This is a genomic window from Streptomyces sp. NPDC111606 (assembly GCF_055656945.1).
Genome location: NZ_JBVKBY010000010.1, coordinates 343,163 through 357,836 on the forward strand (window position 1 = coordinate 343,163; position 14,674 = coordinate 357,836).

General features: G+C 69.4%; 13 protein-coding genes and 2 pseudogenes. 7 read left to right on the forward strand and 8 right to left on the reverse strand.

Annotated features, from left to right (window positions below; genetic code table 11):
• Positions 1–3: 3 nt before the first annotated feature.
• The 4 genes from ACZ7M7_RS32560 to ACZ7M7_RS32575 all read right to left on the reverse strand — a co-directional run bounded on the left by ACZ7M7_RS32560 (position 4) and on the right by ACZ7M7_RS32575 (position 4,346).
• Complete coding sequence (locus ACZ7M7_RS32560; protein WP_472123134.1) at positions 4–1,341, reverse strand: STM4012 family radical SAM protein; 1,338 nt, start codon at positions 1,339–1,341, stop codon at positions 4–6.
• Positions 1,338–2,153, reverse strand: a complete 816-nt coding sequence (locus tag ACZ7M7_RS32565) for an STM4013/SEN3800 family hydrolase (RefSeq protein ID WP_472123331.1) — start codon at positions 2,151–2,153, stop codon at positions 1,338–1,340. The genes ACZ7M7_RS32560 and ACZ7M7_RS32565 overlap by 4 nt, the downstream gene beginning before the upstream one ends.
• Positions 2,154–2,220: 67 nt before the next feature.
• A complete protein-coding gene (locus ACZ7M7_RS32570) occupies positions 2,221–3,390 on the reverse strand; it encodes an STM4014 family protein (protein ID WP_472123137.1) in 1,170 nt (389 codons plus the stop codon).
• On the reverse strand, positions 3,387–4,346 hold the full coding sequence (locus ACZ7M7_RS32575) for an STM4015 family protein (protein WP_472123140.1): 960 nt from the start codon (positions 4,344–4,346) through the stop codon (positions 3,387–3,389). Before ACZ7M7_RS32575 ends, ACZ7M7_RS32570 begins: the two co-directional genes overlap by 4 nt.
• A 169-nt stretch (positions 4,347–4,515) precedes the next feature.
• Here ACZ7M7_RS32575 and ACZ7M7_RS32580 point away from each other — a divergent pair, with 169 nt between their 5' ends.
• Together ACZ7M7_RS32580 and ACZ7M7_RS32585 are read left to right on the forward strand one after the other, a co-directional pair.
• On the forward strand, positions 4,516–4,842 hold the full coding sequence (locus ACZ7M7_RS32580) for a hypothetical protein (protein ID WP_107906371.1): 327 nt from the start codon (positions 4,516–4,518) through the stop codon (positions 4,840–4,842).
• A 77-nt stretch (positions 4,843–4,919) separates the two neighbouring features.
• On the forward strand, positions 4,920–5,996 hold the full coding sequence (locus ACZ7M7_RS32585) for a DUF6745 domain-containing protein (protein ID WP_472123143.1): 1,077 nt from the start codon (positions 4,920–4,922) through the stop codon (positions 5,994–5,996).
• Between the two features lie 429 nt (positions 5,997–6,425).
• On the opposite strand, the gene ACZ7M7_RS32590 is transcribed toward ACZ7M7_RS32585, so the two are convergent.
• Positions 6,426–7,634: an RNA-guided endonuclease InsQ/TnpB family protein gene (locus ACZ7M7_RS32590; RefSeq protein ID WP_472123145.1), complete on the reverse strand. Its 1,209-nt coding sequence runs from the start codon at positions 7,632–7,634 to the stop codon at positions 6,426–6,428.
• A gap of 122 nt (positions 7,635–7,756) precedes the next feature.
• On the opposite strand from ACZ7M7_RS32590, the pseudogene ACZ7M7_RS32595 reads away from it, so the two are divergent.
• The 3 genes and pseudogenes from ACZ7M7_RS32595 to ACZ7M7_RS32605 all read left to right on the forward strand — a co-directional run.
• Positions 7,757–8,041 (forward strand): annotated as a pseudogene (locus ACZ7M7_RS32595) (winged helix-turn-helix domain-containing protein); the annotation flags it as partial.
• The gene (locus tag ACZ7M7_RS32600; protein ID WP_472123148.1) at positions 8,038–9,480 is read left to right on the forward strand and encodes a sensor histidine kinase; all 1,443 of its coding nucleotides are present in this window, start codon (positions 8,038–8,040) and stop codon (positions 9,478–9,480) included. The pseudogene ACZ7M7_RS32595 and the gene ACZ7M7_RS32600, both read left to right, overlap by 4 nt.
• A 144-nt stretch (positions 9,481–9,624) precedes the next feature.
• On the forward strand, positions 9,625–9,855 hold the full coding sequence (locus ACZ7M7_RS32605) for a hypothetical protein (RefSeq protein ID WP_472123150.1): 231 nt from the start codon (positions 9,625–9,627) through the stop codon (positions 9,853–9,855).
• A gap of 231 nt (positions 9,856–10,086) precedes the next feature.
• Here ACZ7M7_RS32605 and ACZ7M7_RS32610 read toward each other — a convergent pair whose 3' ends face one another.
• The gene (locus tag ACZ7M7_RS32610) at positions 10,087–10,977 is read right to left on the reverse strand and encodes a PfkB family carbohydrate kinase (RefSeq protein WP_472123153.1); all 891 of its coding nucleotides are present in this window, start codon (positions 10,975–10,977) and stop codon (positions 10,087–10,089) included.
• Between the two features lie 402 nt (positions 10,978–11,379).
• On the opposite strand from ACZ7M7_RS32610, the gene ACZ7M7_RS32615 reads away from it, so the two are divergent.
• Positions 11,380–11,655: a transposase gene (locus ACZ7M7_RS32615; RefSeq protein WP_472123334.1), complete on the forward strand. Its 276-nt coding sequence runs from the start codon at positions 11,380–11,382 to the stop codon at positions 11,653–11,655.
• On the opposite strand, the gene ACZ7M7_RS32620 is transcribed toward ACZ7M7_RS32615, so the two are convergent.
• Positions 11,583–13,040, reverse strand: a complete 1,458-nt coding sequence (locus tag ACZ7M7_RS32620; protein WP_472123338.1) for an NF041680 family putative transposase — start codon at positions 13,038–13,040, stop codon at positions 11,583–11,585. The genes ACZ7M7_RS32615 and ACZ7M7_RS32620 overlap by 73 nt on opposite strands.
• Positions 13,041–13,269: 229 nt before the next feature.
• Here ACZ7M7_RS32620 and ACZ7M7_RS32625 point away from each other — a divergent pair, with 229 nt between their 5' ends.
• Entirely contained in the window at positions 13,270–14,043 is a 774-nt protein-coding gene (locus ACZ7M7_RS32625) for a Stf0 family sulfotransferase (protein WP_472123340.1), read from the forward strand.
• A gap of 163 nt (positions 14,044–14,206) precedes the next feature.
• On the opposite strand, the pseudogene ACZ7M7_RS32630 reads toward ACZ7M7_RS32625, so the two are convergent.
• Positions 14,207–14,602: pseudogene (locus ACZ7M7_RS32630) on the reverse strand (transposase); the annotation flags it as partial.
• Positions 14,603–14,674: the final 72 nt, after the last annotated feature.

Consider the following 14,674-nt stretch of genomic DNA (forward strand, 5'->3'; position numbering starts at 1 on the left):
CGGTCACTTCCTTTCGTAGGCGGCCATGGCGACCCGGACGGCGGGGGAGAACAGCTCGGGTCCGACGGCGTCGGAGTGGGCGAGTCCCTCCGGGGTGAGCCGCAGGTGCGCGGAGGCCGCCTCGGCCAGCCAGCCCCGGTCGGCCAGGCGATGGAGTTCCGTGCCGAAGTCGTCGAGTGGTGCGGTGCCGAAGCGGGCCTGGTAGTCGTCGACGGGCAAGCCCTCGGCCTGGAGGAGGGACTGCAGCAGATGGCGACGGCGCGCCTCGTGCGGGTCCATGCGGTAGCCGACCTCGGCGCGGGCGAAGTCGGTGGTGGCGACGTAGTCGTCGATGATCCCGCGGACCTCGTGCATGCCGACCGCGTAGTCGAAGGAGTAGTGCAGGTCGGACGTGTACGAGCGGGCGCCGCAACCCAGACCGATCATGCCGTCGCTCTGGCAGGCGTAGTCGTCGGCGCCCTGCTGAGGAGCGTCGGTACGGCGGAACATCCGCATCGACTGCTGGATGTAGCCATGGGCGAGGAGGTGGTCGCGGCCCGCGCGGTACAGGCGCAGCCGCTGGGCGTCCCAGTCCGGATCGGGGCCGTCCGCGGCGCGGTGGCGGTCGAGTCCGGTCAAGGGCCGCACGTAGAGCGGGTAGAGGTACAGCTCCTCCGGCTGCCAGGCCAGGGCGGCGTCCAGGGACCGTAGCCAGGTCTGCTCGGTCTGACCGTCGATGCCGTAGATGAGGTCGATGTTGAGGACCGGGATGGCCGTGTCGCGGATCCGGGCGAGCGCCGCCTCGACGTCGGCGCGGCGCTGCGGCCGTACGGCGGCTCTCGCTTCGGAGTCTATGAAGCTCTGGATGCCGAGGCTGAGCCGGGTGGTGCCCCGCTCGGCCAGGACCGCGAGACGGTCCGCGGTGGCCGTGGCGGGGGAGGCCTCGACGGACAGCGGGATCGCACGGAGGTCGGCGCCCATTCCCTGCTCGGCGATGTCGCAGAGGCGTTGCAGCTCGGCCGCGGTGAGGAAGGTGGGGGTGCCTCCGCCGAAGGCGGCGGTGGCGAACCGCACCGGCTCACTGTCGCCGAGTGCCTCGCGTACGGCGTCGGCCTGCCGCTGAAGGGCGTCGAGGTAGGCGCCGGTCAGGTCGTCGGGGGCGCCGATGCGGGTGAAGAGGTTGCAGAAGCCGCAGCGGACCTCGCAGAACGGTATGTGCAGGTAGAGGGCCAGGGCGCTCTTGTCCTGCGCCGCCCACAGAGACCGTAGTTCCGGCCGGTCGGGCAGTCGGCGGTAGGCGGTCTTGTGCGGGTAGGCGTACACGTAGTGCTGGTACGGGCTGGTGAGCTGGGCGGTGGTCATCGCGGGGCCTTGGCGGGGTCGAGGAAGAAGTGGGCGTACGGCACGGTCCACACGGACTCGTGGCCGAGGCGGTGGCCGGTGTAGCCGTCGTCGCCGTAGGCGGTGCCGTGGTCGGAGCAGACGATCGCGAAGCAGCGCCGCCGGGAACTCACGGCGGCGAGGAGCCGCCCGATGTGCCTGTCGACGTATTCCAGCGCGGCCGCGTGCGTCTCGCGGGTGTCGCCTGCCTCGCGGGTCGCGCCGGGCAGGTGGAACCAATTGGGCTGGTGCAGCGCGGAGACGTTGACGAAGAGGAACAGCCGCTGCTCCGCGGGGAGGTCGGCGACGACCTGCTCGGCGCGGGTGACCTGGTTCTCGAAGGAGTGCGGCGAGGCCACGCCGAACTCCCGCTCCCAGTGCGCCTCCTGGAAGAGCCCGGGCAGTACGGTCCCTAGCGGTCCCTGCTTGTTGAAGAAGCCGACGCCTCCGATGCAGACGGTCCGGTAGCCCTGCTGGGCGAGCCCGGAGACGAACTCAGGGGTGTCGTACACGAAAGTGCCGTCCGCCGTGGTCTCGCTGCCGGCGAAGCTCGCCGCGAACAGCCGCGGGTGCGGCCCCGGTTCGGCCGGGGTCGGCAGGAAACCCGCGAAGATCGCCTGGTGCGAGGCGTAGGTGAAACTGCCCGGCGCGTGACGCTTCTCCCAGCGCCCGCCGGGCAGGTGGCGGGCGAGATTCGGGATACGCCCCTCCGCCGCCAGCTCGACGGCCACGTCGTGGCGCAGTGTGTCGAGGGTGACCAGGAGGATGTCGTGGCTGCCGACGACCTCGTTCATGTCGGGCTCGGACATGGGGCCTTCCCACACGTCAGGATCGGGGGTGGGCAGGTCCTGCATGTCGGGCTCAGGCATGGGATGTTCCTGTTCTGTACGGGTGGAGCGGGCCGGGCGGGGCCGGTTCGCGCAGTGCGGCCGCCACCTGCGCGGCATACGTGTCCAGGCCCTCGGCGCCGCTGCCGGGCAGTCCGGTCAGCCGGGGCAGCAGGTCCCCGAAGGCGTTGACCTCGCCGACGAAGGCCCTGCGCCAGCCGATCGCCGGCAGCAGGTCCACACCGACGCACAGGGTGCGCGGGAAGCAGGCCGCGGCCCGCTCGCACACCTCCAGTACGTCGGTCCAGCGGCCGCCTGCCGCGCCGACGGAACGCCGGGCGGTGGCCAGATCGCCACGGCTGCCGCCGAGATGCAGATTGGTCAGGGGCGTACGGCTGGTGCGCACCACGGCGTGTGTGGCCCGGCCGGCCACCACGACCACGCGCAGGTCGGCGGCCCGACCCTGCTGGGAGGCCTTGGGAACCCAGCGCTCCAGGTGCAGCCCGTCGGGCGCGAGCGAGTCGACGATGGTGGCGATGTCCCGCTCGCTTTCGTAGCGACGCACCCGGAGGGAGTTGTGGAGCGTGCCGTCCGGGGCGAGCTCGACGGACGTGGTGGCCCTGATCCGGCCGCCACCGCCCGTCTCGACGGCGAGGACTCCTGACGCCGAGGACCCGTGAGCGAGCTTGACGAACAGCCGGGGCATCCGGTGCTCGCGCATCAGCGCCCGTACGTCGTTCCAGCCGCGCACCGGCGCCCCGCCCGGACCTGAGGTGGGCGAGGCGGGTACCGGCACACCCGCCGCGTCGAGCACGCCGTGGCAGGCACGTTTGTCGAACAGCGCGGCGAGCTCGTCGGGGTCGTCGAGGCGGACGCCGCCGCGCAGGGTACGCAGCGCGGCGGTGAAGCGGGCGTACCAGCGGGCCGAGCCCTCGACCCGGGTGGGATCCGTCGTACCCCGCAACAGCCGGTCGATCTCGAGATTCTCGCCGGGGGAGTCGACCCGCACGAACTCGTCCGAGGCGAAATCGGCTCCGCCGTCACGCAGGACGTCCCTCCAGGCGACGACGCGCGGGCCGGGCAGGCCGGCCGCGCGCACCGCGTCCGAGAAGAGGGACACCCGCCGGTTCTCGGGATTGCCGACCACGGCGAAACGCGACGCGGCAGGACGGGAAACCGGCGGGGCCAGGGAAGGAGTGCTCACTCGCCCACCGCGACGTAACGCCAGACTGTGCCGTCGGCCTCCGTGTCCTCCTCCGCGTCGTCGCGGTCGAGGTCGACCTGAACGCCCGCGGCCTCGAGCGTCTGGCGCACCCGCTCCTCGACCGCCTGGCTGAGGTAGTGATGGTGCAGGTCAAGCTTTCTCAGGTGAGTCAGAGGCTGACCGCTCAGCAGCGCGGCGGCTCCCTCGTCGGTCAGCACCCCCATGGACAGATCCAGCACTTCCAGGCGCTCCACCACGGAGGCGGAAGCCACAGCCGCGGCCACCGCGTCCTGCATCTCACTGTTGCGCAGCGCAAGGTGACGCAGGCGCGGCAGCCGCGCGCCCGACAGGATCGGCTCCAGGTCGGAAGCCTCGCTGTCGCCGCCGTAGTCGGGCGTGCCGAGCCACAGGTCGAGGAACTCCAGGGCGGGCAGGTCACTCGCGCCGATGCCGCGCACCACCTCGGTGGGCAGACCGCCGGTCTCCACGACGAGCGTACGCAGCGCGCTGTGGCTCAGTGCCGTGAACTCCAGCCCCGTCCCGCCCCGCACACCGAACTCCTCCAACGCCTGGAACCCGGCGAGGAGCGGAGATACGTCGGTCTGGTTGATCCAGGAGATCTCGCACTCCTCCATCACCATGTCCCCGAGGAACAGCGCGCGCAGCGCAGGGAAGCGGTCCCGGGCGGCCAACAGTGCCTCGATCACGGGGGAGGGGTCGGAGTCGTACGCCTCCTGCCAGGCCCCCACTATCAGCGCGCGCACCCGAGTGGTGTCGACGGCGGCGCAGAAGCGGGAGAACGCCTTCTGCCACTCCTCGTCGGCGTCGTACACGTCACTGGTGATCCGCCAGGCGACGGAGTCCGGCTCGGGCAGGTCGTCCGTCGTCGCGTCCGGGCCCGGAAAGTCGTGCGCGGGCAGCCCGTGGAACAGGTCGAGGTGGTCACCGATGGTCATGCGCCGCTCCCGAGGAGGAAGAGTGTGCGGTCTGTGATGTCGGCAGTTCTACCAACAGCCACTGACAACAGCGTGCGGCGGGGCGGGGTTCGGGGCGTTGTCAGTGGTGCCGCCTACGGTCGTGGTCATGAGGCCGGTGCGTGGTGCACCCGGCGGTGAGGGGACAGCCATGTACCGACAGGGAGACGTGCTGATCGTGCCGGTGACGGAGGAGGCGGTACCGGCGCATGTGGCACACGCGCCCAGGGAGCAGCGCGACGGGCGGGGGCGGCTCGTCCTGGCGCTGGGCGAGGTCACCGGTCACGCTCACGCGATTGTCGGTCCGGGCGAACTGATACGTGAGCCGGGGCCGTTCGGTCCTTTGCTGCTGCGTCTGCCCCAGGGCGGCCGAGTCGTCCACGAGGAGCACGCGGCGATCGCGCTGCCCAAGGGCTGGTACCGGGTGATCCGGCAACGGGAGTACGTGCCCGGATCCGTGCGGATCGTGGCGGACTGAACGGCGGAGACCGGGAGGGACAAGCGGCAAAGGGCGCAGAGGCAAAGGTGGAGAGAACCAGGGTGGAGGGGGAGCAAATGAGCACAACAAACGTCGAGTCCGAGACCGGCATTGAGGGGACTCAGAGGGTGGAGAACAGCGTCTCCGGCGAACTGGGGCCATGGCGAGCGTGGGCCTCGGCGACCGGTCCAGCCGATCGCGCGGCCGCCGAGGACGGCGTTCGCCGGGCCTACCGGCTGGCCGGACTCGCCGAGCCGGAGCGCGTCGTGTGGGTGGGTTCGCCGCGAGCGGCGGTCACCCTGATCCGGGACGACCTCGCCGACCGCGGCCCGAGCGTACGGGACGCGGTGCGCAGCGCCCCCTGGGCACAGCAAAGACGCTCGCTGCACGTCGAGTTGGGTGCCGAGGGCTGGTCCGCGCACTGGGCGGCGACGGGCGGACGGCTGTGGGACTCCACCCAGGCCCTCGTGGACCGCATCCGTACCGGCGTCATCGAGGAACTCGCCGGCCGGGACACCGGCAAGGAGGCCGCCGAGATCCGGCTGTTCCTCCTGGACGCCGTGCTCGGACAGCACGACGCGCCGTGGCTCGCCGCGTTCCCCGCCGACGCCGGCCCGCTCGACGCGCTGACGGCCGTCTGCCGCAACGCCGGCTGGTGGTGGCCCTACGCCCGCGTGGCGGTCCTCTCCGAGCGGCCCGTGGCCCTGCACCGCGACGAGGCCGGCCGACTCGACCACGGCGACGGCCCGGCCCTCGCCTACCCGGACGGCTTCGCCCTGCACGCCTGGCGCGGCATGCCCGTACCCGCCGCCTTCCTCGCCGAACTGCGCACCCTCACACCCGAGCGCATCCGCGCCGAGGAGAACGCCGAACTTCGGCGCGTGATGCTGGAGTACTACGGCTACGACCGCTACCTGACCGACTCGGGTGCCCGCCCCCTCCACCAGGACGAGGCAGGCACCCTGTGGCGCATCGACCTGGTGGACGACGAACCGGTGGTCATGGTGGAGGTCCTCAACTCCACCCCCGAGCCGGACGGGACACGGCGCACCTATTGGCTACGGGTACCGCCCTCGACGCGGACAGCGCGAGCGGGTGTTGCATGGACCTTCGGGTTGGACGAGCAGGTGTACGCGCCAGTGGCGGAAACGTGAACGGGAAGGCGAACGGGGCGTGTTCTGCCGGAACGTCGTCCCGGGCGGCGTGACGCTGCCCTGTGGCGACGCCACGGGGAACGTCGGCATCCCGTCCTGGCCCGCCCATCCGGTGTAGCAGCCATTCCATCCCCGGGGGTGTGTGATCCCCTCGTGAGGCGTCCCTTTCCTGGATTCGAACGTTGGGCCCAGCGGCACAGCTAACACGGCTGGAGACACCTCGAACACGGAGCACCAACACCAAGACTTTAGGGACAGCGATCTCTCAATTGTTGTCGCAACACCTTCGCCGAACAGGATCGCGGTCTGGGCGTCGGCGGCCCACATGGCCTGCGGAGGCCGCCGACGTCGACGACATGCTGCGGACCGACCCCGGCTTGATCAGACCTGTTGACATCCTCTCCCCTCCTGAAGGGGGGAGATTCTCGCCTACCGCGGCGTTGATGGCTGCGGTGTCGAGTGGGTTCCTGCTTCTCTGCGCGGTGCGGGCACGGGGGCCCGTCTTACCTGCGCTCCACAGGCTGTCACGGCCAGTCCGGCCGCCTTGGCGACGTTGACCGCCGCGTTGATGTCCCGGTCCAGGACCGCCCCGCATACCCCGCATGTCCATTCCCGGACGTGCAGGGGCTTCGAGCCGTCCTTGGCGTCGCACACGGAGCACACCTGAGAGGTCGGCTCGAACCGCCCGATCTTCACGAACGCGCGCCCATACCGGGCGGCCTTGTACTCCAGCATACTCACGAACGCCGACCATCCGGCATCGTGCACGGACTTGGCCAGACGCGTGCGCGCGAGAGCCTTCACCGCCAGATCCTCCACCGCGACCGCTTGGTTATCGCGGACCAGCTGCGTGGAGAGCTGGTGATGGAACTCGCGGCGCGCGTCCGCGACACGGGCGTGTGCCCGTGCGACGCGGATCCTGGCCTTGTTCCTGTTCTTGCTGCCTTTCTCCTTGCGGGACAGTCCGCGCTGTGCCTTCTTCAAGTGCTTCTCGGCCCGGCGCAAGAAGCGAGGGCTGTCGACCTTCGTGCCGTCCGAGAGGACCGCGAAGTGGCGGAGCCCGAGGTCGATGCCCACCTCAGACTTGGTCTGCGGCAGCACCTCTTGCGAGCCGGTCTCCACGACGAAGGAGGCGAAGTACCGGCCCGCACTGTCCTTGACCACGGTCACGGTGGTTGGGTTGGAGGGCAGTGTGCGCGACCACTTCACCTTGAGGTCGCCGATCTTCGGCAGGCGCAGCTTGTGTCCCGGGGTGATGGACCAGCGGGCGTTCGCGGTGAACCGAACCGCCTGCCGGCTGTCCTTGCGGGACTTGTACCGGGGCGCGCCCAAGCCCGGCCGCTTGCCCTTCAGGCCGTCGAAGAAGTTCCGGTAGGCCGTGTCCAGATCGCGCAGGGACTGTTGGAGAACGACCGCCGACACCTCGCCGAGCCAGGCCCGTTCCGGGGTCTTCTTCGCCTCGGTGATCAGCGTCCTCGATAGATCGCCGGTCTTCGGGAACGGTAGCCCTTGGGCACGGGCCCTCTCCCGAGCCCTGAGGGCGTCGTTGTAGACCACCCGCGCACACCCAAACGCCCCTGCTAACGCCGCGCGCTGACCAGGGCTCGGGTACAGGCGGAAGCTGTACCGAAGCTGCACACGGATCACGGTACACAGTTGGCTTAGAGGTGTGCATGAGAACGCGCTAGTACAGGCTGGCACTGCATCTTCCGCGTTTCGGGACCAAGTACCTGACTGCCTCTTCACCGAAACGGGGACAGGCCGACCTCGTGGTCGACCCGGCAACGCGGACCGGACGCCGGGCGGGGCGCGCGATCGAGTTCAGCCGCACCGAGTTCTCCCTGCTGGAGCTGCTGCTGCGGCACCCCGGACAGGTGCTGCCCCGCGAGACGATCCTGGAACGGGTCTGGGGCCGCGACTTCGGCCCCGAGTCCAACTCCCTCGCCGTCTACGTCGGCTATCTGCGCCGAAAGCTGGAGGCGGGCGGCGAGCCCCGGCTCGTCCACACCGTGCACGGCGTCGGCTACCGGCTGGACCTGCCATGACCGCACCACGACGCCCCCGCTCGCAGCCCGAGCCGCAACGCAACGGTCGACGCCGGCACGCCCGATGGCTGCGTCGCCGCCCCCTGCGCACCCGCCTGACCGTGACCGCGTCCCTGGCGGTGGCGGCCGTCGCCGTAGGCCTGTGCGCCGCAGCCTTCCTGGTCATCCGTCACCAACTGGTCCACCAGCTCGACCTGCACCTGACCCAGTCGGCGCGACTCGCGGCCCAGCAGTACCGGCAGGAGCCGCCCGGCGTCGTGCAGGGCCAGTGCCGCTTCCTCGCCGCTCCGGCCTGCGCCCAGCTCGTCCCCGCGCAGCCCGCTGACGACCCGGAGCAGCCGTACCTGCTGCCCGTCAACGACACCACCCGCGAGGTCGCCTCCAACACCCACGGGCCCTACTACAGCGAGGTGCGACTGGCGGGCCACAGCGCCAGGATGCTCACCACGCCACTGGACGAAGGCCGAGCCATCCAGGTCGCCGTGCGGGCCGACACCGTCGACCGAGGGGTCCGGCAGGCCGCGGTACTGCTCACTGTCATGGGCGGGGCCGGCGTGGTTCTGGCCGGGGTGCTCGGATCCTGGGTTTCCCGCACGGGTCTGGCACCGGTCAGTCGGCTCACGGCCACTGCCGAGCGCATCGCCTCCACGCGCGACGCCCGGCACCGTATCGAGCTGCCGCCGAAGGGCCCTGGCCGAGACGACGAGATCACCCGCCTCGCGGCCTCCTTCAACACCATGCTGGACGAGTTGGAGAAGTCCGTCACCGCTCAACGCCGCCTGGTTGCCGACGCCTCCCATGAACTGCGCACCCCGCTGACCGCTCTGCGCACCAACGCCGAACTGCTGACCAGGGCCTCCCGCCTCAACGACGCCCAGCGCGACCGCGCGGCGAACGCGCTCGCCCGCCAGCTGCGAGAGGTGACCCTGCTGGTCAACGACTTGATCGAACTGGCCCGGGACGAGGAACCGGACCCGCTGATCGAGGACGTACGCCTGGCCGACGTCGTGGCGCATGCCGTCGACGCAGCCCGTGGCCACTGGCCGGCCGTACCCTTCGAGCTCTCGGCCGACCCCGACGTGCGGACCGCCACGGTCGCCGGTGTGCCGGCCCGCCTCTCCCGCCTGCTGTCGAGCCTGCTGGACAACGCCGCCAAATTCAGCCCGCCCGGCCGGCCCGTAGAGGTCACCCTCACCACCATCCCGGGCACGCTGGAACTGACCATCCGCGATCACGGCCCCGGCATCTCCGACGCAGACCTCCCCTACGTGTTCGACCGCTTCTACCGGGCCCGCACCGCGCGTGCCCTGCCCGGCTCCGGCCTTGGTCTGGCCATGGCCCGCCAGATCGCCCACGCACACGACGCCGAGCTGACGGCCGAGCACGCGCCCGGGGGAGGGGCGCTCTTCCGGCTGCGGGTTCCGTGTCGACGCGCTTGAACTCCTGCGAATGTGCATGACGACGGAGTCCGCTCGGGCGGCAGTGGTCGGCGGTATGTGCCGTACGGCTATACGAGGTTGCGGTCCGGCCTCGAACACCGCTGAGGACGTTGCCCGCCCGGCTGATCGTCGGTTGAACGGCGCATGGACGATCGGTTCGCAGCGCTGGACGACGCGCACCAGACCCCGACCGACCCCGCGGGCTGCCCTTACTGCGCTTGTCTCCTGGCCCCATACCCGACCGAGGGTTGGTCGCCTGAAGCGGAGCAGTGGTGGGAGGAGGGCGACAACTTCGCGAGGTGGCTGCGCCTGTGCATGGTGCTCGTCGCGGGGGTGAGCGTGGTGCTGACGTTGTCGGGAGCGTGGGCAGGATGAGGTGCGCAGGCACGTCAGTGCCGTTGCAGCGGCAGCCGAGGACGAAGCCGCGGAGCCCGGCGGATACGAGGCGTGGGACCGCGCCCCGTACGCCGCGGTTGGTCAGATGCCAATGGTCAGATGCCGATGGTCAGATGCCGATGGTCAGATGCTGAACGATGCGGCGTAACGGTTCAGCTGGGCAGCGGGTGGCTGGCGTCTTGCAATAGCGAAACCCGGACCCAATGTTGGTCAGTGCATCCAGGCTCGGGTGCCGAACGAGGTGCATGCCTGTGAGGCGATGAAGGCGGCGGCGTGCAGGCTTTGGGCGAAGCTCTGTGAGGTCAGGTGCCGCTTGTCGGCAAGGTGATGGGTGAGGGCTCCGTGCAGGATGTCTCCCGCGCCGAGAGTGTCCGCCACCGGCACGGTGGGCACGGCGATGGTCCCGCTGTTGTCGGGGCCCGCCCACATGATGGACCCGCCTCCCTGCGTGACCGCCGTCCAGGTGACTCCGTGGTGTCCGAGAAATTGGAGGGTGTCGGTGGGGGTGTGGGCGTCAGGCGGGTGGAAATCGGCGGAGCAGACGGCTACGTCGATCCACGGCAGGAGGTTCTGTGTCCCGGGCTTCCAGCTGCCTGCGTCGAGGACGGTGCGGCGGCCGGCGTCTCGCGCGGCTCGGGCGGTGGCCGTGGCCAGTTCCATGTGATGGCCGTCGAGTTGGACGATGTCGCAGGCTGCCACCAGCGCGTCCAGGTCGTCGGGTGGGGCGAGGCTGTGTCCGGTTGCGTTGGTCGAGGCGACGGCGCGTTGTCCGCTGGACGCGGTGACCATGATGGAGGACACAGCGGGCGGGTCGGTCGACTGAACCGCCAGGTCCGACACGGTCACTCTTGCCTGCTCCAGGTCGGCCTTGATCGCGAGCCCCAGCGGGTGGGAGCCGATCGCGGTGAGCAGCCTGGCCGCGCCGCCCAGGTACGTGAAGGTCACGGCCGCGTTCGCGGCCGGGCCGCCTGCGGCCACGGTCTGTTCGCGGGCGGTGAGTTTCTCGTCGGGCGCCGGGACGTGATCGACGAGCTGGATGACATCCAGTGTGCACAGGCCGACGAACAGCCCTGCAGGCCGGCTTGTCCTTCGTGGCCCCATCCAGTTACATCTCCTCTCGGCCCGGCGCCCGGCGATCACGTCGTGGACTCGCCGCCTCCCCCGAGATCAACGGGCCCGGTTCCTTCATCCGTGCCCCGGCCCGCCGTGCCCCATCCGCCCGCCCGCTGGTGGCTTGAGCGCTACGTCCAACGTGTCCCCGGTGATCACGGTCGAGACTTTCGCCGACGAGGAGGGGTGGTACGACGGGCCAACGACGTCCCGCTCGACCTGCCGGCGTCGGTGTGGACAGAACGCCCGCCTCAGTCACGACATCCCGGCGAGGCTCGACTTCGGGACCGTCTGGGTCAACTCCTCTGGTACTGGCCGGCGAGGTCCCCTGGGGCGGCTTCAAGGGCTCCGGCTAGGCGGTTTCGTTTGGATCAGCTGGTCGTTGGTCCGGGTGTGCCGTTGACTGACGCGCAATGGGCGCGGATTGAGCCGTTACTGCCGGATCGGTCGCCGCAGCGAGGTGGGCGGTGGCGGCATCACCGTGAGGTGATCGACGCGATCGCGTTCAAGTTCCAGACCGGAACGCAGTGGGTCCACCTGCCGGAGAAGTTCGGCAACTGGCCAGGCGTCTACAACCGGCTGAGCTTGTTCTTTATCTACCAAGATCTTCCTGGTCGGCCGATGGCTTTGAGGGTCTCGGGGCGTTTGACGGTCTTGCCGACGTCGTAGCGGGTGGCGGGCCGCCGGTTCTTCGAGCCGGGAGGGCGTCCGGGACCGGTGCCGGTCGGTTGGGGAACACGGGCTGGGCAGAGCAGGTGGGCGCGGATGTTCCTGAACCCTCGGCGGACCCTGGCCGGGGTGAGATGTTCGGGTTTGGCTGGTCTTTCCCAGGGCCGGCGGAGATCGGTGGCCAGCGGTCGGGCGAATCGGAGCTGGGTATGGGCGACGACGAGGAGCCAGGTCCAGCGGTCCGCGGCTTCGGGAGTACGGATCTTCGGCGTGGTCCAGCCGAGTGTCTGCTTCGCAAAGCGAAAGGTGTGTTCCAGGTCGAACCGTCTGAGGAACACCTGCCACCACAGGTCCACGTCTGCCGGGGTGGCGCCGGTCTTGGAGGACCACAGCCAGACCGGTGGTGCTTCTCGCTCCTTGGAGAGATGTTCAACCTTGAGTCGGACCAAGGTGCCCTCGACGACGGGGAGTTCACCGTCGTGTTCCAGCCAGGCCGAGCGGTGGGTCAGCCTCGGGTGGACACGGTCCCACGCTTGGGTCTCGGCCTTGCCGTAGTTGGTGGTGTCGGTGATGGTGGTGATCGCCGCCTCGGGCCAGGTCTCGGGTTTGGCAAAGCGGAACTCCGGCCCGTGCTTTGGCGGTCGCCCGCCCTGGGGATAGGCCAGGGCGTACTCCTTGAGCGAGGGCTTGGGTAGCCGCATCACCCGGTCACTGCGGATGCGCCCGACCAGCTCGACAGGAAGATCCCGCAGGACCCAGGCCAGGCGGGTGACGTCGTAACCCGCGTCCATGACGATCGTGATGTCCGGGTCGCCGGGCGCCCACTGGCCGGCTGAGATGAGCCGCTCGGCCACAGCGCGGAGTTGGGTGGCGGTGACGGCGGTCGCATCATCCTCGGGACCGAGCCGGACCACGTCCAGGACCGACGTCCACGAGGTGGCTCCTGGTTCGAGGACGGCGACGAAGGAGTACGGCCAACCCGGGATGAACTGGGAGGCGGACTTCGCTCGGCAGTAGACGTGGCAGAACAGCCGGTCTGCCGAGCACGGCGCGTCCGAGCGCAGCCACGGCGACACGTCGACCGCCAGCACCAGGCGCCTGCCCTCGAACCGGGGCAATGGCAGCCCTGCGAGCAAGGTCCGCAGCCTCCCGACGTCGATCCGGCCCCGATTGAGAGCCCCGTACAACGCGCCGTGCCCACGCCGGTGCTCGGGCACCATCGTCAGGTCCACGGGCGAGGCGACCGGCCCGTCGACGCATAACAGTGCGTCGGCCAGTTCGAACATTTCGTCACGCCGGGCGGTCAGACACTCGTAGAACTCTGCTCGGAAGCGTGACGCTTCCACGAACGCTTCCCGCCGGACATCCGGGCACACCACACTCATAACAACGGCCTTCGACTGGTTCTCCTCGTGACGGAGCATAGGATCAGACGAAGGCCGCCCTCATGTCCGGCGAATGCCCAGGTGAGTGACCTCGTTCGGGACACCGTTCGAAGCCAGTAGATAAAGAACAAGCTGAGTGCCTGTGTCTGATCCGTGCACGACAGTCACGTCTGCGTCGGAAATCGGGTTGCCTGCCGTGGCCACGGCGGTCTTACCTTGCGTCGTGACGATGCGACCGGATGCTGCGGAACATGCCGACTCGTATTTCATCTGTGCCACTCCCCGCACGGGCAGTTCGTTGCTCCTCGGACTGCTGGCGTCGACCGGGATCGCTGGCCTGCCACAGGCGTATTTCCGTGCGCCTGATGAGCCACTGTGGGCAGACCGATGGCAGGTTCCGCGCTCTGCTCAGGGCTGCTTCGACTACGCGGACTACGTGCAGGCGGCCCTTGCCGCTGGTCGGACCAAGAATGGAGTGTTCGGAGCGAAGCTCATGTGGGGGACCCTGGACGAGGTGGTCGACAAGCTCGGGGTGATCTATCCGGGCCTTGACGGCGAGGACGTCGCACTGTTGAACCGGGCCTTCGGCCGAACGCGCTTCGTCTATGTGCGACGTGAGGACGTCCTGGCGCAAGCAGTGTCCTGGCTGCGCGCCGAGCAGACCGGCACCTGGTACGTCGGCGGCAGCGGTGAGATCGACGGGAATGGCGGCATCGGGCGGCCGCCCACCTTCGACGCGGATCGTATCGGTGAGCTGATACAGACGATCGATGAGCACAATGCGGCGTGGGAGGCGTGGTTCACCTCATGCGGCATTGAGCCTCTCCGGGTGCGCTACGAGGAACTCGATGCCGACATGGCCGGTGTCACCGAAGGCATTCTCAACTTCCTCGGGCTCGAGTCGTCTGACGGACATGCGATCGTGCCCCGGCACAAACGCCAGGCTGACGAGCTCAACAAGCAGTGGAGCGACCGCTACCGGGCGGAGTCGACACAGCGCTGAAGAGCCGGTGAGCTCAGCGCTGGCGCGTTGCAGGACTGACTGGCAGCCCAGTCAGTGAGCCCTGACAGTCCCCTGCTTCTTCGATGAGGATGCTCCTGGCTGATCAAGCGGCACGTTGTATCAGGCGAGGCGGTGTGACGACCCGCGTGTTCTTGGCTGTGCGGCGGGTAAGCCGGCGGGTCATCAGCGTGATCGCGGCCCATGTGATCAGCGATTCGCTCACCTCGGGCAGGCGTTCGTGGTCCCGGCAGTGCCGTCGGGCTCGCATGATCCACGACCAGGAGCGCTCGACCACCCACCTGCGCGGCAGGACCACGAAGCCTTTCGCGTCCGGAGGGCGCCGTACCGTCTTGATGGTGATGTCCAGGTACTTCTTCGCCCAGTCCACGAGCTTTCCTGCATAGGCGGAGTCTGCCCAGACGATGGCGATCTCGGGGTGCCTGAGAGCGAGCCGGAAGAACAGTTCCTTGGCCGCGTCGCGGTCAGTGACGTCGGCGGCCGTGACCACAACCATCGGAATCAGGCCACGATAGTCGCAGATCAGGTGCCGTTTGCGGCCATACGCGCATTCGGCATGTGCCCCCGACACAGTCCCGTGCAGCGCGCCGATCGGGTGGCTGTTGAGTTTGCC

Bases quoted from the DNA above. Each gene is read 5' to 3' on its own strand.
- ACZ7M7_RS32560 (WP_472123134.1), bottom strand. From the start codon at position 1,341: ATGACCACCGCCCAGCTCACCAGCCCGTACCAGCACTACGTGTACGCC.
- ACZ7M7_RS32565 (WP_472123331.1), bottom strand. From the start codon at position 2,153: ATGAACGAGGTCGTCGGCAGCCACGACATCCTCCTGGTCACCCTCGAC.
- ACZ7M7_RS32575 (WP_472123140.1), bottom strand. From the start codon at position 4,346: ATGACCATCGGTGACCACCTCGACCTGTTCCACGGGCTGCCCGCGCAC.
- ACZ7M7_RS32580 (WP_107906371.1), top strand. From the start codon at position 4,516: ATGTACCGACAGGGAGACGTGCTGATCGTGCCGGTGACGGAGGAGGCG.
- ACZ7M7_RS32585 (WP_472123143.1), top strand. From the start codon at position 4,920: ATGAGCACAACAAACGTCGAGTCCGAGACCGGCATTGAGGGGACTCAG.
- ACZ7M7_RS32600 (WP_472123148.1), top strand. From the start codon at position 8,038: ATGACCGCACCACGACGCCCCCGCTCGCAGCCCGAGCCGCAACGCAAC.
- ACZ7M7_RS32605 (WP_472123150.1), top strand. From the start codon at position 9,625: ATGGACGATCGGTTCGCAGCGCTGGACGACGCGCACCAGACCCCGACC.
- ACZ7M7_RS32610 (WP_472123153.1), bottom strand. From the start codon at position 10,977: ATGGGGCCACGAAGGACAAGCCGGCCTGCAGGGCTGTTCGTCGGCCTG.
- ACZ7M7_RS32620 (WP_472123338.1), bottom strand. From the start codon at position 13,040: ATGAGTGTGGTGTGCCCGGATGTCCGGCGGGAAGCGTTCGTGGAAGCG.
- ACZ7M7_RS32625 (WP_472123340.1), top strand. From the start codon at position 13,270: ATGCGACCGGATGCTGCGGAACATGCCGACTCGTATTTCATCTGTGCC.